Here is a 21,477-nt window from a genome sequence, read left to right as displayed (position 1 = left end):
TGTCCGGCGAAGTGTGAAGCGCTTCGCCGGACAAATGCGACCAGCCAGGGAGGCCCTCATGGACGACGCCGAACGCTTCAAGCGCGGCGAGGCCGCGCGCCGCCGCGTGCTCGGCGACGAGTGGGTCGACCGCTCGATGAAGAGCCGCAACGCCTTCAATGGCGAATGGGTCGACCACATCACGCGCAGCGCCTGGAACGACGTCTGGACGCGACCGCATTTCGATGACCGCACCCGGCGCATTCTCGTGATCGGCACCATGCTCAGCCTTGGCCGCTGGGAAGAATTCCGCATGCATGTGCGCTCCGCCGTGACGGTCGGCGGATTTTCAGCCGACGACATCAAGGAGATCATCCTGCAGCAGGCGAACTACTGCGGCGTGCCGGCCGGCAACCACGCGTTCCGCGAAGCAGAAGCCGTGCTGCGCGACACGGGCAAAATGCCTTAGCTCGTCGGCGCATGATCTTGTCCGGAAATCCGGTTCGTTAGCCGCCCCGCCCCTCGCGGAACGCCTGCGGCGTGGTGCCGGTCTGCTTTCTGAAAAACCGCGCGAAGTGGGACGGATCGGCGAAGCCGAGATCGTACGAGATTTCGTGAATCGGCTGGCCGGTGAAAACGAGCGCGCGCTTGGCCTCGGTCAGCACGCGCTGGCGAATGAGGTGGCCAGCCGTGACTCCGCTCGCGCGCTTGACGTGATCGTTGAGCCGGTCCGGCGTGATCGCGAGCTTCTCGGCGTAGAAGCTGATCAGTCGCTCCTTGCGAAAATGTTCTTCGACGAGATGACGCAGCGCCTCGACTGTTGAATCCGCAGGTGCGAGCGTCACGGCTCCGGTGCGGGCGCGGCTCGCCGCAAGCCGCGCCACCTCGATTGCGATCAGCGCGAGCAGCCCGCGCATCGCCAGCCGAAAGCCCTCCCGCGCGAGGAAGCTTTCCTCGTGCAGATCGCGGCACAGCGCCGCAAGCCGCGTAATCTCGACGGCATCGCCGAGGGGGATCACCGGATCGGCAGCCAGCGCTTTCAGCCGCTTCAGCGACTCGCCCGAGCGTTCGCCGAGCGCAGACGCCACATCCTCGGTGAAGCTCACCACCCAGCCGTCGGTCACGTCGGGATGAAAGCGAAAGCCATGCGCCGTGGTCGGCGGCACCAGGATCGCGGCCGGTGCCGCAAACGGCAGCGAGCTTGCCTCGAAGGTCATGTCACCGCCGCCACGCTCGATCAGGAGCACCTGGAACAGGTTGCGATGGCGATGCGCACGGATCAGCCAGTCGTTCGCCGACGAACGAGATGCGATCGTCTCGACGTGAATGAAATCGAACGCCTGATCATCCGGCGGGTCGCCGTAAAGATGAAACAGCGGAAGAGCCGTCACCGTGGCCATGGCTGGAGCATACGCGCTCGGTCCGCCAAGGGGAACGCTGTCCGGTCTGCCGGCGCGGCAATGTGGAAAAACGGAAAGCCCCGCCGTGAGGCGGGGCTTCGAATTCACCGTGACCGGGCGCTTAGCGGTTATGCTCGTCTTGGCGCTGACCGCCCTGTTGGCCCTGCTGGCCGCCCTGCTGACCTTGCTGGCCCGGCTTCTGCTGTCCGCCGCCCTGCTGCTGACCGGGCTTCGGATTGCTCTGCTGCTGCTGGTCGCGGGTCGGATTCTGGTTCTGATTGGGGTTCTGCTGACTCATCGTCATGCTCCTTGGATGACCTCCCCTTACCCGACATGTAAGGTCGCGATTGCGTCCGGGCTCTGGACCGCGCAGGGTCGTTTGCAGGCCGAATTGACGCCAAATCGCGGCGACGGAACCGCAGCGAAATCGCGTTAAAATAACCGAATTTTCAGGCAGCAAACGGTCTTCGCTCAGACCTGCTTGTACAGCCGGTCGTGATACACCAGCGCCGGCCCTGGCCCACCCTGATGGATGGCCTCGACCATGCCAAAGTAAATGTCATGGGAGGCGACCGTCTTGGTCTCGATCACGCGGCAATCGCAGGCCACCACCGCGCTGTCCAAGACCGGCGAACCGGTTGCCAACGTCACCCACTGATGCCCGGTGTCGAAACGCGCTTCGCGTGCGACCTTGGTGCGCCCCGCGAAGGTGTCGGCCACGACCTCATCCCCGGCGCGCAGCGTATTGACGCAGAACACGCCATTGCCACGCAGGATCGGCATGCTGGTGGCGCCGCGATTGAGACAAATCAGCAGCGTTGGCGGCGAATCCGACACGGAGCAGACCGCAGTCGCCGTGAAGCCGGTCTTGCCGCTGGGACCATCGGTCGTGATCACGTGGACGGCCGCGCCGAGGCGGCTCATGGCGTCGCGGAACGCCTTCTGTTCGACGAACTTGGCTTCGGCAACGGCGGCGAAAGCGCCCGCCATGTCAGGATGTTGGTCAGTCCAGCTCATGCCTTCAATGTAGTGGATTCCACCGTTGGGAGCCATCCCACGGCTTTCGCAGCGCTCCGCGCGCTGCGCAGAGCTCGCCGATGATCCGGGTGTTCCGCTGTCAGGATTTACCTGCAGGCTCACTCACCCAGGTGTCGCTCGTCCAGCCGTTCTCGTCGTAGTCGGCCATGCAGCGCTCGGCGAGCGCGATCATGCGGTCGTAGGCGCCCGAGCCTTTCGCGTTCAACATCGCGTGGAGACGTATGTCTTCGTGGTTGCCGGCATAGTTGTATTCGTAGAGCTCGTGCCGACCGCCGAACTCGGTGCCGATCGCATCCCACAGGAGCTTCATGATCTTGATGCGCTCCCTGAAGTCGATGCCGTGGGAGCCGCGCACGAAGCGCTTCAGATAATCCTCGGTCGCCGGGTTCTGCATGTCCTTCACCGAAGACGGCAGATAGATCAGCGAAGAGGCCACGATCTTCTCGACGATCTCCTTCACGCGAGCGAAGGCATCGCCCGCGAACACCCGGTAGGCTGTGCCCGATTGCACATTCGGCAGCACCGCGTCGCCGACCCAGGGTTGAGGATTGAGCGCCATGGCGTCGGACAGGCCCCAGAACAGATTGCGCCAGGCGATCACCTCGCCGAGCAGCGCCTGATTGCCGCGGAATTCATCGGAGCCCGCGGCGCGCAACGCCTTGGCGATCATGCCGACGAGAAAATCAAACTTCACGGCAAGCCTGGTGCAGCCCTGGAACTGATAGCCTGCGAGAAACCCGGAGCGCGGATAGAACACCTTGATCTTCTCGATATCGCGGTGAACCAGCACGTTCTCCCAGGGGATCAGCACGTTGTCGAACAGGAAGATCGCGTCGTTCTCGTCGAAGCGCGACGACAGCGGATAGTCGAACGGCGTCCCCATCACGCTCGCGGTCATCTCATACGAGTTGCGGCAGATGATCTTGATGCCCGGCAGATTGAGCGGCGCAATGAACATCACGGCAAGGTCGGTGTCGGCGATCGGCATCGCGGCGTTCTGGCCCATGAAATTGTAGTGCGTGATGGCGGCCGACGTCGCCACCACCTTGGCACCCGAGACGACGATGCCGGCGTCGGTCTCCTTCTGGATGGTGATGAACACGTCCTTGACCTCGTCAGCCGCCTTCATGCGGTCGATCGGCGGGTTGACGATGGCGTGGTTCATGAACAGCACATGGTTCTGGCAGCGCGCGTACCAGTTCCGGGCATTGTCCGCGAAACGGTCGTAGAACACCGCATTGGCGCCGAGCGCGTTCATGAGCGACGCCTTGTAGTCCGGCGAACGACCCATCCAGCCGTAGGACAGCCGCGCCCAATGCGCGATGGCGTCACGCTGACCGACCAGTTCCTCGCGCGAGCGCGCGACGCGAAAGAACTTGTGGGTAAACGAGCCCGAGCCGGTGTCGGTCGGACACGTGAGCACCGCTTTCTGCTTTTCGTCGTGCAGGGCGTCGTAGAGCCGTGCGATGCTGCGCGCCGCATTGCGGAACGCCGGGTGGGCGGTGACGTCCTTCACCCGTTCGCCGTAGATGTAGACCTCGCGGCCGTCTCTCAGGCTTTCGAGATACTCGCGGCCGGTAAAGGGCCGCGCTGCGCCGATCACGTCTTCGGGCTTCTGCCGTTCCATTGTTGCTCCTGCCGACCCTTCCGCGCCAATAAGCCGCCATGGTAGAGTGTTTCAAGTCGCATCAACGGCTTTCAGCGTGACCGGGTATCGATCATGAAACGAATTATCGCAGCGGCGGCGTGGATGGCAGCGCTTGCAGCGCCGGCCTTCGCACAGTTCAGCGGCGCCCAGGAGGGCCAGAAGACTCCGCTCCAACAGCAATACGAGCGGCAGGAACGTGATCAAAAGGAAAACGAGAAGGCCTACAACGACCAGATGAGACGCATGAAAGCGGAAAAACCCACAGCGAAAAGCGACCCGTGGGCCGGCGTGCGCTCCTCCAACGAGACCAGCAACACCAAGCGCTGACCGGTCCGGTTCCACTCGCCGCCAAATGCGTCGCCTAAGCGGCGCAGACTTCATCCGCCCGCTGAACTCACAGCCGCCAATTGCGGCATGCGATCTCGTTGCCCCCTGCCCGGCCCCCTGCTAAGCACGCCAACTGCGGCTGCCGCAGGGGATTCGGCGGCAGGGGAAATTGGGACTCGCTGGGCTCTCGCGCGCGGCGGCAGCAGGGCGGACGCATGGAATATTTCGTCCAGCAGCTCATCATCGGCCTCACGCTCGGCTCGATCTACGGCCTGATCGCGCTGGGCTACACGATGGTCTACGGCATCATCGGCATGATCAACTTCGCCCACGGCGACGTGTTCATGGTCGGCGGCTTCATCGCATTGATCTCGTTCCTGGCGCTGATCGCCATCGGCGTCACCGCGGTTCCGATCGCCCTGTTCCTGGTGCTCTTGATCGCGATGGCGCTGACCGCGCTCTACGGCTGGACCGTCGAGCGCATTGCCTACCGGCCGCTGCGCCACAGCTTCCGCCTCGCGCCGCTCATTTCTGCGATCGGCATGTCGATCATCCTGCAGAACTATGTGCAGATCGCCCAGGGCGCTCGCGTCAAGCCGCTGCCGCCGCTGATCACCGGCGGCCACACGCTGATGTCGAACGGCGAATTCAACGTGCAGCTCTCCAACGTCCAGATCATCGTGGTGGTCACCACCTTCGTGCTCATGGCGGCCTTCCACTGGCTGATTTCGCGCACGCGGCTCGGCCGCGACATGCGCGCCTGCGAGCAGGATCTGAAGATGGCCTCGCTGCTCGGCGTCAACATCGACCGCACCATTTCGCTGACCTTCGTCATCGGCGCGGCGCTGGCCGCTGTCGCCGGCATCATGTACCTGCTCTATTATGGGGTGATCGACTTCTACATCGGCTTCGTTGCCGGCGTGAAAGCCTTCACGGCCGCCGTGCTCGGCGGCATCGGCTCGCTCCCCGGCGCCATGCTCGGCGGCCTTCTGATTGGCCTGATCGAGACGTTCTGGTCGGCCTACTTCTCGATCGAATACAAGGACGTTGCGGCCTTCTCGATCCTGATCGTGGTGCTGATCTTCCTGCCGACCGGCATCCTCGGCCGTCCCGAGGTTGAAAAGGTGTGAGACGGGACGCGACGGTGCCAGAGAAAGCTTCGAACACCCGATCGCCCCCCATCGCCGATGCGCTGAAGGACGCGGTGCTGGCCGCGCTGGTGGCGCTTGGGTTGTTCTTTTTCCTGATCGGGCTGCGCTCCGACCAGAGCTCCAGCGGCGCGCTGCAGATCACCACTCGCTTTGCCGACCTCGCGATGATCGTCGGCGCGGTGTTCGTTGGCGCATTCCTGCGCGCGCTGATCTTTGGCCGCGGCCCGATCGGAATTGATCGCGCAATCCCGCAAGGCGTGACGCGCGCCTTCGCGGCGGCCGCCCGCTACGGCGGACCAGCGCTCTTGATCTTCGCGCTGCTCGTGCCGGTGCTGTTCTATCACAACCGCTACATCCTCGATCTTGGCATCCTGGTGCTGACCTATGTGATGCTCGGCTGGGGACTGAACATCGTGGTCGGCCTCGCGGGGCTGCTCGACCTCGGCTATGTCGCTTTCTACGCGGTCGGCGCTTATTCCTACGCGCTGCTATCGACGCAATTCGAGTTGTCGTTCTGGATTTGCCTGCCGCTCGCCGGCATCCTCGCGGCCTTCTGGGGCGTGCTGCTCGGCTTCCCAGTGCTGCGGCTGCGTGGCGACTATCTCGCCATCGTCACGCTCGCGTTCGGCGAGATCATCCGGCTGGTGTTGCTCAACTGGTCGAACGTCACCGGCGGGCCGAACGGCATTGCCAGCATTCCGCGGCCAAGTTTCTTCGGACTGCCGTTTGTCGACGACGAGACCGGCTTCGCCCATTTTTTTGGCCTCGAATTCTCGCCGACCCATCGCGTGGTGTTCCTGTTCTATCTGATCCTCGTGCTCGCGTTGATCACCAACTGGGTGACCATGCGCCTGCGGCGGCTGCCGATCGGCCGCGCTTGGGAGGCGTTGCGCGAAGACGAGATTGCCTGCCGCTCGCTCGGCATCAACACCACCACGACCAAGCTGACCGCCTTTGCCATCGGCGCGATGTTCGGCGGCTTCGCCGGTTCGTTCTTTGCGACGCGGCAGGGTTTCATCAGTCCGGAGTCGTTTTCCTTCAGCGAGTCGGCCCTGGTGCTTGCCATCGTGGTGCTGGGCGGCATGGGCTCGCAGGTCGGCGTCGCCGTCGCGGCCCTCATCATGATCGGCGGTTTCGAGTTGTTCCGCGAATTCCAGTTGTATCGCATGCTGGTGTTCGGCTTCGCCATGGTGCTGATCATGATCTGGCGGCCGCGCGGGCTCGTCTCGACACGCGAGCCATCGCTGCATCTCGGCTCCGAGAAGAAATCGATCGCAGCGACGATGGTCAAACAGGGGCAAGGATAGACGGCGGATGAGCGACGACGCGCCGATCCTGATCGTCGACCATCTGAGCATGCGCTTCGGTGGCCTCGTCGCCGTCGACGACCTGTCCTTTGTCGCGAACCGCGGCCACATCACGGCGCTGATCGGACCGAACGGCGCCGGCAAGACCACCGTGTTCAACTGCATCACCGGCTTCTACAAGCCGACCACGGGGCTTCTGCGCTTGGCCCACCCCGGCGGCGGCGTCTTCTATCTCGAACGGCTGCTCAACTTCCGCATCTCCAAGGTCGCGCGCGTCGCCCGCACCTTCCAGAACATCCGGCTGTTCTCCGGCATGACTGTGCTGGAGAACCTGGTGGTGGCGCAGCACAACCCGCTGATGAAGGCGTCAGGCTTCACCTTCGCGGGATTGATCGGGCTGAAATCCTATCGCGATGCCGAGCGCGCCGCGCTCGACAAGGCGCGCTACTGGCTCGACCGCACCAAACTTCTGGCTCGCGCCGATGATGCCGCGGGCTCGCTGGCCTATGGCGAGCAGCGGCGGCTCGAGATCGCCCGCGCCATGTGCACCGATCCGGTGCTGCTCTGCCTCGATGAGCCGGCCGCCGGACTGAACGCGCGCGAGAGCCATGAGCTGAATGAACTCCTGACCTTCATCCGTGGCGAGCACGCGACCTCGATCCTGCTGATCGAGCACGACATGTCGGTGGTGATGCAGATCTCTGACCACATCGTCGTGCTGGACTATGGCGTGAAGATCGCCGACGGCACGCCGGAGGAGATCCGCAACGACCCCAAGGTGATCGCCGCCTATCTCGGCGTCGAGGATGAAGAGGTCGACAAGGTCGGCGTGGAGGTCGGGCTATGACCACTCCGCTGCTCACCGTGAACGGCGTCAAGACCTTCTACGGCAACATCATGGCGCTGAAGGGCATCGACATCGAGGTCAACGAGGGCGAGATCGTCGCGCTGATCGGCGCAAATGGCGCCGGTAAATCGACGCTGATGATGACGATCTTCGGCCAGCCCCGTCTCAGTGAGGGCAGCATCGTGTTCGACGGCCGCGACATCTCGCAGCTGTCGTCGCACGAGATCGCGGAGCTGCGGATCGCGCAGTCGCCGGAGGGACGCCGTATTTTTCCTCGCATGAGCGTCCTGGAAAACCTCCAGATGGGCGCAACCGTCGCCGACCCCGCTCATTTCGAGGCCGACATCAAGCGCGTCTGCGCGCTGTTTCCGCTTTTGCAAAAACGCATGACCCAGCGCGGCGGCACTTTGTCGGGCGGCGAGCAGCAGATGCTGGCGATCGCACGCGCCCTGATGAGCCGCCCTCGGCTGTTGCTCCTTGACGAGCCGTCGTTGGGCATTGCCCCGATCCTGGCCAAGCAGATCTTCCGCGCCATCCGCGAGTTGAACGAACGCGACAAGCTCACCGTGCTGCTGGTCGAGCAGAATGCGTTCCACGCGCTGAAACTCGCCCATCGCGGCTACGTGCTGGTCAACGGTGAAATCACGTTGGCTGGCACGGGACGCGAACTCCTGGAGCGGCCCGAAGTGCGCGCCGCCTATCTCGAGGGTGGCCGGGGTGAGGCGCAAGGGGCTTAACAAGCCGCGCAACCTGGTCGCTTAGACATTCCGGACAGCCGCCGCTACGCTCCTCCCAATCACCGGGAGGGGTCCATGAAACTGGGGTGGCTGACGCGGCTCGCTTTGCTTGGTTCGATTCTGGTCACGGCGTCGGACATGGCGCTGGCCCAGCAAAACACCATCCGCTTCATCATCGGCACGGCGCCGGGCGGCGCGATCGATCCCTATGCCCGTATCGTCGCCGATCCGATGGCCAAGGCGCTCAACCAATCGATCATTGTCGAGTACAAGCCTGGCGCCAACGGCAACAGCTCGGCGCAGTTCATCGTCGATCAGCCGGCCGACGGACAGCATGTCTGGGTCGGCACCCAGGCCTTTACCGAGATCAACCCCAGCGCCTTCACCAACCAGCGCTGGTCGATCGACGACTTCGTTCCCTTCATCCGTGGCGTGGAGGCGCCGCTGGTGTTCGCGGTGCATCCGGACGTGCCGGCCAAGACCTTTGCCGAGTTTCTGACCTGGGCAAAACAGAACAAGGGCAAGCTCAGCTATTCGTCCTACCAGCCGGGCACGCCATCGCACTTCCTCGGCTATCAACTCAATGAGAAATTCGACCTCGACCTGACCCACGTGCCGTATCGCGGCTCGGGCCTGCAAGCCACCGCACTGCTCGCCGGCCATTCGCAGTTTGGCTTCGCCCAGCTCAACTCGACGGCGCCGCACCAGGCAACCGGCAAGCTCCGGATTCTTGCCGTGACGGGGAGGACCCGCGACAAGCTCATTCCGGATGTGCCGACCTTCGAAGAACTCGGCTATCCCGAGTTCACCGCCAAAGTGTGGTTCGGGCTCCTGGTCAAGAAAGGCACGCCGGCCGACATCATCAGCCGCTACACCGAAGCCGCCAAGGTCGCGCATGCCGATCCGGGCGTGCGCGAAAAACTGCAGGCCCAGGGCTTCGACGTCGTCGCCGAAACCGGCCCGCAGCTTCTTCCGAATATCAAGGAGCAGATCGTGCGCTGGGGGAAGCTCGTCAAAGCGTCGGGCTTCAGCGCCGAGGACCGCGGCAGCACGCGGTAGCGGGCATCAGTAAAGCCCGGCGACGCCGTCCCAGCTCGTAGCGGCGACGGCCGCCGCCGTCATGGCCGCGAAGCACAGACAGGCAAGAGCGAGACCCCATGCGACCAAAGTCCCCCGGCCTGCAGTGGCCGAGTTAAAAGCAGGGGCCTCGCGGAGAAACGAACCACCTAAATTGAAATGGGCAGACATAGGCAATTCCCCTTTGGCTGGTGGGGATATTCCGCCGATCTGCGCAAAACTAAAGTGCGCTAGGTCACACTTCAAAAAAACCCGTTTCGCCTGGGGATATGCCTCAAGCCCGCCGCGTCGGCAGCGGCACGCGGTCGATGTGCTCCAACTCGGTGAGTAGCAGCTTCTCGGTCATCCGCGCGCGCGCCGCAGCGTGCGCCGAATCGTTCCAGAGGTTATCGAACTCGCCAGGATCGTTTTTCAGATCGTAGAGCTCACCCCAGCCGGTGCCCTGAAACACGCTCAGCCGGTATCGCTCGTCGATCAGCGAGTGCACGCGCGGCGGCACATCGGTGCCCGGGCTCGCATGCTGGTGGTCGTACTGGATGAACACACTGTCGCGCGCAGCCTTGCCGTCGAGCGCAGACATGAAGCTCTTGGCCTGCATGCCGCTTGAAGGCTCGATCTTCGCCCGCTCCAGCACGGTCGCGCCGATATCCATAGTCGAAGCGAGCGCCTCGGTGCGCTTGGGCTTCTGGCCGGCCTGCGGATCGGCCCAGATGAACGGCACCCGCACGATGCTCTGATATTGCTCTGCGCCCTTCAGCATCAGGCGGTGGTCGCCAAGATGATCGCCGTGATCGCTGGTGAAGATCACCACGGTGTCGCCGCGCTTGCCGCTTCGATCGAGGGCCGCCAGCACCCTGCCGATCGCGTCGTCGACACAGGCGATCATGCCGCAGGTGAGCGCCCTCGCCTCCTGCGACTCACGTGCCGAGACGCCGATGGTGTTCATGCCGGTGAGATTGGCCTTGCCGGTCTCGCGCTCCTTGATGATGTTCGCGACCAGCGCGGGCGGCGTCCAGTCGTTGCGCGAAAACGCCTCGGGCGCCGGGAACTGCTCGGGCTTGTACATATCCCAGTATTTGCCCGGCGGGTTGAACGGATGGTGCGGATCGGGAAACGACACCATCAGGAAGAACGGCTCGTCGCCGGCCTCCTCGTCGAGCCAATGGCTGGCGCGGTCGCCGAGAAACGCCGTGGCGTACAGTTCTTCAGGGATGGCGGTGCGATAGGCCTGCGGCACCGTATAGCTGTGCGGCAGACTGTTGTTCGGCCCGAGCAGGTTCTTGGCCTTGGGATCGCGCTCTTCCAGCCAGCGGTCGTAATCGCCGCCCGGCTCGTCGCCATGGGCGCGCACCAAGGTGACATGGTCAAAGCCATAGAACGGCGTGCGCACGCGCGCATCCTTGGCGTTCCAGTATTCCGGCGTCTCCTGCTCGTATTTGGCATCGGCGAGATCGTGACGCAGCGCCTGCGTCAGCCCTCGCGACGGCTCGTGGAAGCCCTCGCGCGGCGGCGGCCGTTTGATGATCGGTGCCCAGGACGTGAAGTTCTGCAGATGGCTTTTCCCGATCAGCGCCGTGTCGTAGCCCGCGTCGCGCAACAGATCGACGAAGGTCACAGCGTTCATCGAGAGCGGAATGCCGTTCGAGCGTACGCCATGGACCGACGGCATCCGCCCGGTCATCAGGCTGGAGCGGTTCGGCATGCAGACCGGACTCGCAACATAGAAGCGATCGAACGCGGTTCCGCGCGCCGCAATGGAATCGATATGCGGGGTCCGCAGCACCGGATGGCCGTAGCAACCCAGGAAATCGGCCCGGTGCTGATCGGTAATGAACAGGAGAAAATTTGGACGCGACGATTTCGGCATATGTGACCCCAGCCTCCAAAGCGCTGTGGTACTATCGAAGCGGAATCATTCGCGCCCCGAAGGCCACACGCTTTATGGATGAACTGTACGGCTCCGAGACGCTTCTGCAAATCATCCTGGTGACCGGCGTCATTGGCGGCGGTGCAGCCTTCCTCGCCGGGAGAGCCATTGCCCAGACATGGCGGCCATTCTGGAGCGTTCTGGTCTATATGGCGATGCTGGGCGCCGCCGTGCGCTTTGTACATTTCGCGCTGTTCGAAGCAACGCTGTTGTCGCCGCCATCCTACGTGGCCGACACCGCTTATCTGATCGTAGTCGGCGCGCTGGCCTGGCGCCTGACGCGCGCCGGCCAGATGGCGGCGCAATATTACTGGCTCTACGAGCGAACCGGCCCTCTGACGTGGCGGGAACGCGCGCCGGGCGAACAAATTCCGGTCAGGAACCAACCCGCGACCAGATGACCTGCAGGGGTGACCGGCAGGCAAAAACCGGACAAGATGTCGTCTATCCGGATCGTGCGGACGGGGCGACGATGAATTCAGAGTCCGCCAATTGAGGAGACTTCAATGAACAGGATGTGGCTTGCAGGCGTAGCACTCGGCGTGGGACTGGCGCTTTCCGGCACCGCGGCCGCCCAGGGCATCACCGTCGCCGTCGCCGGTCCCATGACCGGCCAGTACGCCTCGTTTGGCACCCAGCTCAGGAACGGTGCCGAAGCAGCGGTCGCCGACATCAACGCCGCGGGCGGCGTGCTCGGCAAGCAACTCAAGCTTACCGTCAACGACGATGCCTGCGATCCGAAGCAGGCCCGCGCCATTGCGGAGAAAATCGCCAACGCGAAGATTCCATTCGTCGCCGGGCACTACTGCTCGTCGTCTTCGATCCCGGCTTCGGAAGCCTATGCCGAAGGCGGCGTGCTGCAGATCACGCCGGCCTCGACCAATCCGACGTTCACCGAGCGCAAGCTCTGGAACACGTTCCGCGTCTGCGGCCGTGACGATCAGCAGGGCACGGTCGCGGGCGAATACATTGCCAAGAATTACAAGGGCAAGAACATCGCCATCCTTCAAGACAAGTCGACCTACGGCAAAGGCCTGGCCGACGAAATGAAGAAGGCGCTGAACAAGGCCGGCACGAAGGAGAAGATGTACGAGGCCTATACGCAGGGCGACAAGGACTTCAACGCGCTGGTCTCCAAGATGAAGGCCAACAACATCGACCTGGTCTATGTCGGCGGCTATCACACCGAAGCCGGCCTGATCCTGCGTCAAATGCGCAACCAGGGCATGAAGACCCAGGCGATGGTCGCAGGCGATGCCATTGCCACCAACGAGTTCTGGTCGATCACCGGCGACGCCGGCGACGGCATGATGTTCACGTTCGGCGCCGATCCGCGCAAACGCCCGGCCGCGGCCGAGGTGGTGAAGAAGTTCAAGGCCAAGGGTGTCGATCCGGAGGGCTACACGCTCTACACCTACGCGGCGATGCAGATCTGGGTGCAGGCGGTGAAGAAGGCCAACACCACCGACGCCAAGAAGGTCGCCGAGGTCATTCGCGCCGGCAAATGGGACACCGTGCTCGGCCCAATCAGCTACGACAAGAAAGGCGACATCACCACGCTCGACTACGTGTTCTACAAGTGGAACAAGGACGGCAAGTACGACGAGATCCCGATGGGCAAAGGCTCATAAGCCGAGCCACATCGTTCGCGTGACAAAGCCCGCCCCGGCCTCCGGGGCGGGCTGATTGTTTTGGCGGTATACTCGAACCCAACATGATCCATTCTGCGGAAGGTGGCGCATGGCGATAGCGATGACACGACAGGTCGGATTGAGTTTCGCCCTGGCGCTCGCGCTTGGCGCCGCCGCTCAGGCCCAGCCGCAGAACCCGCCGCCACGGCCCGCTTCCACTCAGGCGCCAATCAAATTCGGCCTCGCCGGTCCCTTCACCGGCCAGAACGCCTCGTTCGGGGCGCAACTCAAAAACGGCGCCGAGCTTGCGATCGCCGACGTCAATGCGGCGGGCGGCATCCTCAAGCAGAAGATCGGAGTGTCGCTCGGCGACGACGCCTCCGACGCGCGCCAGGGCGTCTCGGTCGCCAACAAGTTCGCCAGCACCGGGGTGAAGTTCGTCATCGGCCATTTCAACTCGGGCGTGACGATCCCGGCCTCCGCCGTCTATGCCGAGAATGCGATGCTGATGGTGTCGCCGGCCTCGACCAGTCCCAAGCTCACCGACCGCGGTCTGTGGAACGTGTTCCGCACTTGCGGCCGCGACGACCAGCAGGGCATCGTCGCGGGCGACTACATCAGCAAGAACTTCAAGGGCCGCAAGGTCGCGATCGTCCACGACAAGACCACCTACGGCCAGGGTCTCGCCGAAGAAACCCGCAACGCGATGCAGGCCGGCGGCCTGCTCGACGTGCTCTACGAGGGCATCAATGTCGGCACCAAGGACTTCGGCGCGCTGGTCACCAAGATCAAGGCGTCGGGCGCCGAGCTCGTCTACTACGGCGGCACCCACGTGGAGGCGGCGCTGCTGCTTCGCCAGATGCGCGACCAGGGCGTCAACGCAACGCTGATGGCCGCGGACGGGATCACCGACGACGACTTCGCAGCCGTCGCGGGGCCCGCCGCCGAAGGCACGCTGATGACCTACGCGCCCGATCCGCGAAAGCGGCCGCGGGCCGCGATGGTGGTCGCAAAATTCCGCGAGAGGAATTTCGAGCCCCACGCCTACACGCTTTACGCTTATGCGGCGGTCGAGATCATCCGGCAGGCCGCCGAAGAGGCGAAGACACTCGATCCGCGCAAGATCGCGATGCTGATGCGTTCAGGCAAAACCTTCAGCACGGTGATCGGCGACATCACGTTCGACCTGAAAGGCGACGTCACCCGTCCGGACTATGTGGTGTATGTCTGGAAGAAGAATGCGGATGGCAAGATCACTTACACCGAGCTGGAATGACGGCAGCCGCTGTCAGCCGATCTGGCCCAGCACCGGAAACGCCTCCAAGAGCCAGAAGCTCACCCGCGACACCGAACCGGTGAGGAAGGCCACGCCGGTCAGCACCAGCAGCCCGCCCATCACCCGCTCCATCTGTCCGAGATGCTTGCGAAAGCGTGTGAGAAACGCCGCGAACGGTTTCACCGCCGCGGCGGCAATCAGGAACGGAATGCCCAGCCCGAGCGAATAGACCGCAAGCAGAAGCGCGCCCTTGGCCACGGTCTGCTCGGAGGCCGCGACCGCAAGGATCGCCGCCAGGATCGGGCCGATGCAGGGCGTCCAGCCGAACGCGAAGGCGAGCCCCATCACGTACGCGCCCCAGAGGCCGACCGGCTTCGCCATCTCCATGCGCTTTTCCTGAAGAAGCCAGCCGATGCGAAACACGCCGAGGAAATGCAGCCCCATGATGATGATGGCGATGCCGGCTGCGATCGACAGCTCCGCCGAGTAGAGCCGAATGAGCCCGCCAACGACGCTGGCGCTGGCGCCGAGCGCCACGAAAACAGTCGAGAAGCCCAGAACGAACAGCACCGCGGCCAGCAGCGTATCGCGCATCTTGCCGGTCGCGGGATTGCCGTCGCTCAGCCGCTCCAGGGAACTGCCGGCGAGATAGACGAGATACGGCGGCACCAGCGGCAGCACGCAGGGCGACAGGAAACTGACGATACCCGCGATCAGGGCCGCAAGCAGGGTGACGTTCGGGGTCATGTTCGCCTAGATGCATGGGGCCGCCGCCGCACGCAAGCTTAACGGCGGCAGCTGGCGCTGATGTGATCGCCAGTTGATCTTGCTATGGTCCTATCCCGATACGTCCGGAGTCCATCGTGCCGCGCAATCTGATCACCGACGTCGCAGGCATTCGAATAGGCCACGCCGACGACGCCAAGCTCGGCTCGGGCGCCACCGTGGTGTTGTTCGACAACCCCGCGGTCGCGGCCGCCGACCTTCGCGGCGGCGGGCCCGGCACACGCGAAAGTGCGCTGCTCGATCCCGCCATGACGGTTGAGCGGATCGATGCGATCGCGCTCTCCGGCGGCTCGGCCTTCGGGCTCGACGCCGCTTCTGGACTGCAGGCCTGGCTGCGCGAGCAGGGCCGCGGCTTCGACGTGCGCGGCATGAAGGTGCCGATCGTGCCCGGTGCGATTCTGTTCGATCTGCTCAACGGCGGCGACAAGGACTGGGGCCGTTATCCGCCCTATCGCGAGCTCGGCTATCAGGCGGCGGCAAAAGCCGCGCCCGACTTCGCGCTCGGCAGCGTCGGCGGCGGGCATGGCGCCAGCACGGTCGACCTCAAGGGCGGCACCGGCTCGGCGTCCGCCACCACGCCGGACGGCATTACGGTCGGCGCGATCGCCTTGGCCAATGCGGCGGGCTCGGCGGTAATCGGCGGCGGGCCGCATTTCTGGGCCGCGCCGTTCGAGCGCGACAAGGAGTTCGGCGGGCGCGGCCAGCCTGAGCACGTGCCGCTGCAAGCGCTCAACTTCCGCACCAAGGGTCAGCCCGGCGAGAACACCACGCTGGTGGTGGTTGCGACCGACGCGACGCTCACCAAGGCGCAGACCCGGCGGCTCGCCATCATGGCGCAGGACGGCATGGCCCGCGCACTGCGGCCGATCCACACACCGCTCGATGGCGACATCGTGTTCGCCGCGGCGACCTGCGAGCGGCCGTTGCGCGATCCGGTGCACGCGCTGGCCGAGCTTGGATCGCTCGCAGCCGACACCGTGGCGCGCGCCATTGCGCGCGGCGTTTACGAGGCGAAAGCGCTATCCTTTGCCGGCGCCCAGCCGAGTTGGCGCGACCGGTTCGGCTAACGGACCCGGGTGCTTAGTTGGCGAACCGCTCTGCCGCATATGGCGCCGGATCGCAGAACGGCGTGGCACCGGTCATCATCTCGGCGAGCAAGCGACCCGACACCGGCCCAAGCGTCAGCCCCCAATGAGCGTGACCATAATCGAGCCACAGCCCCGGCTGGCCTGGCGCGCGCCCGATCACAGGCCTTGAATCGGCGAAGCACGGCCGCGAACCCATCCAGGGCTCCGCTTCGATGCCGTCGCCGAGCGGAAAAAGCGCCTTGGCCGCCGGCAGCACCCGGTCGATCTGCACCGGTGTCGGCGGCGCGGCACAGTCGGCGAATTCGGCGCCGGTTGTCAGGCGGATGCCCTGCTCCATCGGCGCGAGGCAGTAGCCATAGTCCGCGTCGACAATCGGCCGCGTCAGCCCGGCATTGCCCTGCGAGCGATAGTGCCGGTGATAGCCACGCTTGAAGGCGAGCGGCAGCTTGATGCCGAGCGGACCCAGCAAATCGGGCGCCCACGGCCCGAGCGCCACCACCGCCTCCTTGGCGTCGACCGGCCCCTCCTCGGTGTCGACGCGCCAGTTCTGGCCGGAGCGGTGCAGCGTCGTCGCGTCACCCTTGAGGATAACGCCGCCGAGCTTGGTGAAGCGCTCCGCGTAAGCCCGCCCCACCGCGCCCGGGTTGGAGACGCTCGCAGCCTCCGGCCAGTGCACTGCATGGCTGAACACCGGCGCCAGCGACGGCTCCAACACGCGCGCCTCCTCCGGCGCCATGACGCGCTGAGTCAGGCCAAGCTCCGTCGCATAGGCGCGTTCGCGCGCAGTTCCCCGGAAGGATTCATCGCGGCGATAAAGCTTCAGCCAGCCATTCTTGCGCAGATAACGCGTCGCATTGGCCTCGCTCATCAGCGTCTCGTGCTCGGCCACCGCGCGGGCATAGAGCGGCCGCATCGCTTTGGCGAACTCCAGCGCGCGCGCGCCGCGGGTGTTGGAGCGATAGGCGAGCAGCCACGGCACAAGCCCCGGCAACGCGGCCAGATGATAGTTCGCCTCCGGCGCCTGCTTCAGCGCGATGCGAAGCAGCGCACCGAAGCCCTTTGGAAAGGCGTGGGCGAACAGCGTATTGCCCTCGATGATGCCGGTGTTGCCGTAGGACGTCTCCTCGGCGGGGCCACGCCGGTCGACCAGCGCCACCGCAAGCCCGCGCTTGACGAGATGCAGCGCCGCAGAAATTCCCACGATGCCAGCCCCCAACACGATCGCATCGGTCCGGGCCATGGTGGTTCTCCTGTCAGCTGGGGCAGCGCAGCGGGATAAGCTGCAATATCTAAGCCGCACTATCGACGCCCGCCAGCGCGGCTGTTATGCCGCAGCCATGCACTCTGAAGGCTCGGGATTGCTCGAACGCGCCGTCGCGGCCCTGACGTCGATCCTGGCTTGGCTCGGCCGCCAAGGCACCCGGGCGGTTGCCATCTCGATCGTGCTCGGCATTTTCCTGCCGCCGCTCGGCGCGATCATTCGCCCGTATTTTCCTGAAACCGTGTTCGCGCTGCTCGTGCTCGCCTTCCTGCGCGTGGACCCCGGCGCGTTGCGCGAACAACTCGCAAAACCCAGGCTGCTCGTCGCCGCCGCGATCTGGACCATGCTGATTGTGCCCCTCGTGGCGGGCTTGGCATTGAGCGCCATCGATCTGAAGGCCACTTCGCCAGCGCTCCTGCTGGCGCTGGTGATCAATTTCGTCGCGCCGCCGATTTTCGCTTCGCCGGCGCTTGCGGCGCTGATGGGCCTCAATGCCGCGATCACGCTCGCGTTGCTGCTCGTCTGCATCGCGGTCACGCCGTTTCTCGCACCTGCGCTCGTCGCGATGTTCGCGGGCTCGGCGGTGACCTTCTCGCCGCTGTCGCTTGGGCTGCGGCTCGTGCTGATGCTGGCTGGCGCGGCACTCACCGGCGTGGCCGTTCGCGCCGTTGCCGGCAAGCCGTGGGTCGAGCGTCAGGCCGAGCGCATCGACGGCCTCAACGTGATCGTGCTGTTTCTTTTCGCGGTCGCGCTGATGGGCGACGTGCTGAGCAACACCATATCGCAGCCCTTATACGTGCTGGGCCTGCTGGCCCTGGGCTGCCTCGTGACCTTCGGCCTCTACGTGCTGACCGCGCTGCTGCTCATTCGCGTCGACTTCCACACCGCGGTGCCGCTCGCGCATGCGGCGGCGTCGCGCAACACCGGCCTGATGCTCGCAGCCGCGGCCGGCGCCGTGCCCGAACTGGTCTGGCTCTATATGGCGCTGCTGCAAATTCCGATCTACGCGCTGCCGCTGGTCATCAAGCCGCTGCTGCGCCGCTTTACGCAGCAGCCGGCTGCGTGACCCATTCGCGTCACACGCTCATGTTCGTGGTCGACGGTGCAAGCTGGGCCTGCAGGTTGACCATCATCTTCAACAGACTACCGAGATTGAACGAGTTCGGATTGCCGGAACCCGAGCCGCTGCTGTTGCCGCTGTCGCTCGACGCGGCTGGCGTCGTCATTTCGAGCTTGGTGCCGTCGGCATAGGTGATGGTGGTGGTCGACGAGCCGTCCGGGTTCGAACTGGTCTGGCTGGTGGTGCCGTCGGCCGTCGCACCGGAGAGCAGCGCCTGCAGCGGATCGCCGCCGCCCTGCTGCTGGCTGCTATCGCCCGAAGCCTCGGCATGATGATGGTGGTGGCCGTGACCGCCGCCGTGGGCCTTTTGCATCGCGGTCTGCAACTCGTCCTGGCTGACCGAGCCGTCGCCATTGCTGTCGAGCTTGTTGAACAGCGCATCGACGCCGGACTGGTCGGCACCGGAGCCGATCGCCTGCTCGAACTCCGATTGCGAGATCTGGCCGTCGCCATTGGTATCGAACTTCGCGATCACATCCTTGGCGATATCTCCGGCCGGACCGCCCTGCCCGCTCTGCATCGACAGCAGCGCAGACATCGTGTCGGCGCTGAACTGCGGCATGCCCGCGGAGTTGCTGGAGCTCCCGGAATCGCCGGAACCACCGTCCTGGCCGAGCGCCGCAATCAGCGGATCGCTGGAATTGCCCCCGGTGAGGGCCTGATACAGCGACTGGAGTGCGTCCGTCGGACTTGTGTCGCTGCTGCCGCCGGCGCTGCCTGTCTGGAACGGCCACTGCACATATGCGTTGGATGAACCAACGGATGAAACCGACATGGATATCCTCGACTGAGAAACGCAGTCACCCCGCCAGGCACGAGCAAACGGCGCGCCAACGCAAAACCCGCAAAAAACCTGAAAGGCGGCTCGGGTTCACCGCGCAAAAACTTCCGCCTGCGCGCCTAACCCGGCAAATTTGACCGGGCTCAAACCATCCACCGGTCGCGTTGCCCGCCTGCCCCGCGCGTGTTACCCGACAAGCAACCGGGAAGCCCCAAGGAAACCCCAAGGCAAACCGAAATGACGCGTCCCCTTCGCATCGCCCCGTCGATCCTTTCGTCCGACTTCTCCAAGCTCGCCGAGGAGGTCCGCGCCGTGGAAGCCGCGGGCGCCGACTGGATCCACCTCGACGTGATGGACGGGCACTTCGTCCCGGTGATCACGTTTGGGCCCGAGGTGGTGAAGGCGATCCGGCCGGTCACCCAGAAGGTTTTCGACGTGCATCTGATGATCGCACCGGTCGATCCGCATCTCGAGGCCTTTGCCAAGGCGGGCGCCGACATCATCACCATCCATGTCGAGGCGGGCCCGCACCTGCACCGCTCGCTGCAGGCCATCAAGGCGCTCGGCAAGAAGGCCGGTGTCACGATGAACCCCGGCACGCCGGTGGAGTCGATCGAGCACGTCATCGACCTGGTCGATCTGGTGCTGGTGATGTCGGTCAATCCCGGCTGGGGCGGTCAGAAGTTCATTCCGGTGGCGGAAGAGAAAATCCGCCGGGTCAAGGCACTCGTGGCCGGCCGCCCGATCGACATCGAGGTCGACGGCGGTGTGACGCCGGAGAACGCCGCGCTGGTGACGCGGGCCGGCGCCAATGCGCTGGTTGCGGGTTCCGCGGTGTTCAAAGGCGGGCCGCAGTCCTACCGCGCCAACATCGATGCCATTCGCCATGCTGCCGCCTTGGCCCGTGGCGAGGCCGCCTGATCGCGCATATTATCCCCCACTTCCGCAGGAATGTGAGGGATAGGTCATGGGCGTGTTGATCGACGGCAAATGGTCCGACGGCGAACTGCCGCAGGAGACCAGCGCCACAGGACAGTTCAAGCGCGCCGACAGCTCCTTCCGCGACCGCATCACGGCTGACGGCTCGTCGGGCTTCAAGGCCGAGCCCGGTCGCTATCATCTTTACGTGGCGCACGGCTGCCCCTGGGCACACCGCACGCTGATCTACCGGGCGCTGAAGAAGCTCGACGGCCTGATCTCGGTCGCCTACTCGATCCCGGGCCTCAAGCAGCAGGGCTGGCAATTCGGCGACGACCCGCGCTATCCCGACTGTATCCCCGACAAGGTCAACGGCTTCGAATATCTGCACCAGGCCTATACGGCCGCGAAGCCGGACTACACCGGCAAGGTCACGGTGCCGACGCTGTGGGACAAGAAGACCAAGACTATCGTCAACAACGAGTCGTCCGAGATCATCCGGATGCTCAACACCGAGTTCAACGCCATCACTGGCGACCGCGCGGACTACTACCCGGAGAAGCTCCGCGCCGAGATCGATGCAGTGAACGAACGCGTCTATCACAACGTCAACAACGGCGTGTACCGCGCAGGCTTCGCCAAGTCTCAGGCGGCTTACGAGGAGGCCTATGACGGGCTGTTCTCGACGCTCGATTGGCTCGAAGAGCGGCTGTCGAAACACCGCTATCTCGTCGGCTCGCAGATCACTGAGGCCGACTGGCGGCTGTTCCCCACGCTGGTGCGCTTCGACGTCGCCTATTTCTCGATCTTTAAGTGCAACCGCCAGCGCATCGCCGACTATCCGAACCTGTCGAACTACATGCGCGAGCTCTATCAGGTGCCGGGCGTGGCCGGGACCGTGACGCCGCGCTACTACGTGATCAACTACTACTCGATCCCCAAGGTGAACCCGACGCTGATCATCCCGAAGGGCACACCGGTCGATCTCGGCCAGCCGCATGATCGGGCAAGGTTGGCGGCGTAACGCAAAGCACGCCCTCTCCCGGCTCGCATTCGCTCGCCATCCTCTCCCGCAAGCGGGAGAGGGGACAAGAGCCGCACGAGCCGGCTTGGCGGACAGGTCCCCTCGCCCGCGAAGCGGGAGAGGGTCCCGAGCGAATGCGAGGGGGGAGAGGGTG

Annotated in this window: 22 protein-coding genes; 14 read left to right on the top strand and 8 right to left on the bottom strand. The window is 64.6% G+C overall.

Annotation, left to right across the window (positions count from 1 at the left end):
• The first annotated feature begins 58 nt into the window (after positions 1-58).
• A complete protein-coding gene (locus RHPLAN_RS17480) occupies positions 59-448 on the top strand; it encodes a carboxymuconolactone decarboxylase family protein (RefSeq protein ID WP_068020283.1) in 390 nt (129 codons plus the stop codon).
• Between the two features lie 37 nt (positions 449-485).
• Here RHPLAN_RS17480 and RHPLAN_RS17475 read toward each other — a convergent pair whose 3' ends face one another.
• The 4 genes from RHPLAN_RS17475 to RHPLAN_RS17460 all read right to left on the bottom strand — a co-directional run bounded on the left by RHPLAN_RS17475 (position 486) and on the right by RHPLAN_RS17460 (position 4,044).
• Positions 486-1,379, bottom strand: coding sequence for a helix-turn-helix domain-containing protein (locus RHPLAN_RS17475; protein WP_068020281.1), 894 nt, complete (start codon positions 1,377-1,379; stop codon positions 486-488).
• A gap of 121 nt (positions 1,380-1,500) precedes the next feature.
• Entirely contained in the window at positions 1,501-1,677 is a 177-nt protein-coding gene (locus tag RHPLAN_RS38420; RefSeq protein ID WP_198165007.1) for a hypothetical protein, read from the bottom strand.
• 173 nt (positions 1,678-1,850) lie between these two features.
• On the bottom strand, positions 1,851-2,369 hold the full coding sequence (locus RHPLAN_RS17465) for a flavin reductase (RefSeq protein ID WP_068020277.1): 519 nt from the start codon (positions 2,367-2,369) through the stop codon (positions 1,851-1,853).
• 127 nt (positions 2,370-2,496) lie between these two features.
• Positions 2,497-4,044: a 4-hydroxyphenylacetate 3-hydroxylase N-terminal domain-containing protein gene (locus tag RHPLAN_RS17460; RefSeq protein ID WP_068020275.1), complete on the bottom strand. Its 1,548-nt coding sequence runs from the start codon at positions 4,042-4,044 to the stop codon at positions 2,497-2,499.
• 93 nt (positions 4,045-4,137) lie between these two features.
• On the opposite strand from RHPLAN_RS17460, the gene RHPLAN_RS17455 reads away from it, so the two are divergent.
• The 6 genes from RHPLAN_RS17455 (at position 4,138) to RHPLAN_RS17430 (ending at position 9,493) form a co-directional block, all read left to right on the top strand.
• Positions 4,138-4,392, top strand: a complete 255-nt coding sequence (locus RHPLAN_RS17455; RefSeq protein WP_157100323.1) for a hypothetical protein — start codon at positions 4,138-4,140, stop codon at positions 4,390-4,392.
• Positions 4,393-4,607: 215 nt separating this feature from the next.
• A complete protein-coding gene (locus RHPLAN_RS17450; RefSeq protein WP_068020270.1) occupies positions 4,608-5,522 on the top strand; it encodes an ABC transporter permease subunit in 915 nt (304 codons plus the stop codon).
• 14 nt (positions 5,523-5,536) lie between these two features.
• Positions 5,537-6,850 (top strand): high-affinity branched-chain amino acid ABC transporter permease LivM, encoded by a 1,314-nt coding sequence (gene livM, locus RHPLAN_RS17445; protein ID WP_157100322.1) that lies wholly within the window; start codon positions 5,537-5,539, stop codon positions 6,848-6,850.
• Between the two features lie 7 nt (positions 6,851-6,857).
• Entirely contained in the window at positions 6,858-7,697 is an 840-nt protein-coding gene (locus RHPLAN_RS17440) for an ABC transporter ATP-binding protein (RefSeq protein WP_068020266.1), read from the top strand.
• Complete coding sequence (locus RHPLAN_RS17435; RefSeq protein ID WP_068020264.1) at positions 7,694-8,434, top strand: ABC transporter ATP-binding protein; 741 nt, start codon at positions 7,694-7,696, stop codon at positions 8,432-8,434. Before RHPLAN_RS17440 ends, RHPLAN_RS17435 begins: the two co-directional genes overlap by 4 nt.
• A 75-nt stretch (positions 8,435-8,509) precedes the next feature.
• The gene (locus tag RHPLAN_RS17430) at positions 8,510-9,493 is read left to right on the top strand and encodes a Bug family tripartite tricarboxylate transporter substrate binding protein (RefSeq protein WP_068020263.1); all 984 of its coding nucleotides are present in this window, start codon (positions 8,510-8,512) and stop codon (positions 9,491-9,493) included.
• A 292-nt stretch (positions 9,494-9,785) separates the two neighbouring features.
• Here the strand turns inward: RHPLAN_RS17430 and RHPLAN_RS17420 are convergent, their stop codons facing one another.
• A complete protein-coding gene (locus tag RHPLAN_RS17420) occupies positions 9,786-11,378 on the bottom strand; it encodes a sulfatase family protein (protein WP_068020261.1) in 1,593 nt (530 codons plus the stop codon).
• On the opposite strand from RHPLAN_RS17420, the gene RHPLAN_RS17415 reads away from it, so the two are divergent.
• The 3 genes from RHPLAN_RS17415 to RHPLAN_RS17405 all read left to right on the top strand — a co-directional run bounded on the left by RHPLAN_RS17415 (position 11,357) and on the right by RHPLAN_RS17405 (position 14,345).
• A complete protein-coding gene (locus tag RHPLAN_RS17415; protein WP_335341068.1) occupies positions 11,357-11,839 on the top strand; it encodes a DUF6867 family protein in 483 nt (160 codons plus the stop codon). The genes RHPLAN_RS17420 and RHPLAN_RS17415 overlap by 22 nt on opposite strands.
• A 105-nt stretch (positions 11,840-11,944) precedes the next feature.
• A complete protein-coding gene (locus RHPLAN_RS17410) occupies positions 11,945-13,069 on the top strand; it encodes a branched-chain amino acid ABC transporter substrate-binding protein (RefSeq protein WP_068020256.1) in 1,125 nt (374 codons plus the stop codon).
• A gap of 121 nt (positions 13,070-13,190) precedes the next feature.
• On the top strand, positions 13,191-14,345 hold the full coding sequence (locus RHPLAN_RS17405) for a branched-chain amino acid ABC transporter substrate-binding protein (protein WP_068020253.1): 1,155 nt from the start codon (positions 13,191-13,193) through the stop codon (positions 14,343-14,345).
• Between the two features lie 12 nt (positions 14,346-14,357).
• On the opposite strand, the gene RHPLAN_RS17400 is transcribed toward RHPLAN_RS17405, so the two are convergent.
• A complete protein-coding gene (locus RHPLAN_RS17400) occupies positions 14,358-15,092 on the bottom strand; it encodes a cytochrome c biogenesis CcdA family protein (RefSeq protein ID WP_068020252.1) in 735 nt (244 codons plus the stop codon).
• 116 nt (positions 15,093-15,208) lie between these two features.
• On the opposite strand from RHPLAN_RS17400, the gene RHPLAN_RS17395 reads away from it, so the two are divergent.
• Positions 15,209-16,198, top strand: coding sequence for a P1 family peptidase (locus RHPLAN_RS17395; protein ID WP_068020251.1), 990 nt, complete (start codon positions 15,209-15,211; stop codon positions 16,196-16,198).
• 13 nt (positions 16,199-16,211) lie between these two features.
• Here RHPLAN_RS17395 and RHPLAN_RS17390 read toward each other — a convergent pair whose 3' ends face one another.
• Entirely contained in the window at positions 16,212-17,459 is a 1,248-nt protein-coding gene (locus RHPLAN_RS17390; RefSeq protein WP_068020249.1) for an NAD(P)/FAD-dependent oxidoreductase, read from the bottom strand.
• A gap of 118 nt (positions 17,460-17,577) precedes the next feature.
• On the opposite strand from RHPLAN_RS17390, the gene RHPLAN_RS17385 reads away from it, so the two are divergent.
• Positions 17,578-18,546, top strand: coding sequence for a bile acid:sodium symporter family protein (locus RHPLAN_RS17385; protein WP_068020247.1), 969 nt, complete (start codon positions 17,578-17,580; stop codon positions 18,544-18,546).
• Positions 18,547-18,556: 10 nt separating this feature from the next.
• Here the strand turns inward: RHPLAN_RS17385 and RHPLAN_RS17380 are convergent, their stop codons facing one another.
• Positions 18,557-19,375 carry an EF-hand domain-containing protein gene (locus RHPLAN_RS17380; protein ID WP_068020245.1) on the bottom strand — a complete coding sequence of 273 codons (819 nt, stop codon included), beginning with the start codon at positions 19,373-19,375 and terminating at the stop codon, positions 18,557-18,559.
• 243 nt (positions 19,376-19,618) lie between these two features.
• On the opposite strand from RHPLAN_RS17380, the gene rpe reads away from it, so the two are divergent.
• The gene (rpe, locus tag RHPLAN_RS17375) at positions 19,619-20,302 is read left to right on the top strand and encodes a ribulose-phosphate 3-epimerase (protein WP_068020243.1); all 684 of its coding nucleotides are present in this window, start codon (positions 19,619-19,621) and stop codon (positions 20,300-20,302) included.
• 46 nt (positions 20,303-20,348) lie between these two features.
• Positions 20,349-21,323: a glutathione S-transferase family protein gene (locus RHPLAN_RS17370; RefSeq protein WP_068020241.1), complete on the top strand. Its 975-nt coding sequence runs from the start codon at positions 20,349-20,351 to the stop codon at positions 21,321-21,323.
• The last annotated feature ends 154 nt before the right edge of the window (positions 21,324-21,477 follow it).

Origin of the sequence: Rhodoplanes sp. Z2-YC6860, from assembly GCF_001579845.1 — a bacterium.
Taxonomy (GTDB): domain Bacteria; phylum Pseudomonadota; class Alphaproteobacteria; order Rhizobiales; family Xanthobacteraceae; genus Z2-YC6860.
This window is presented reverse-complemented; position numbering and strand designations above follow the sequence as displayed.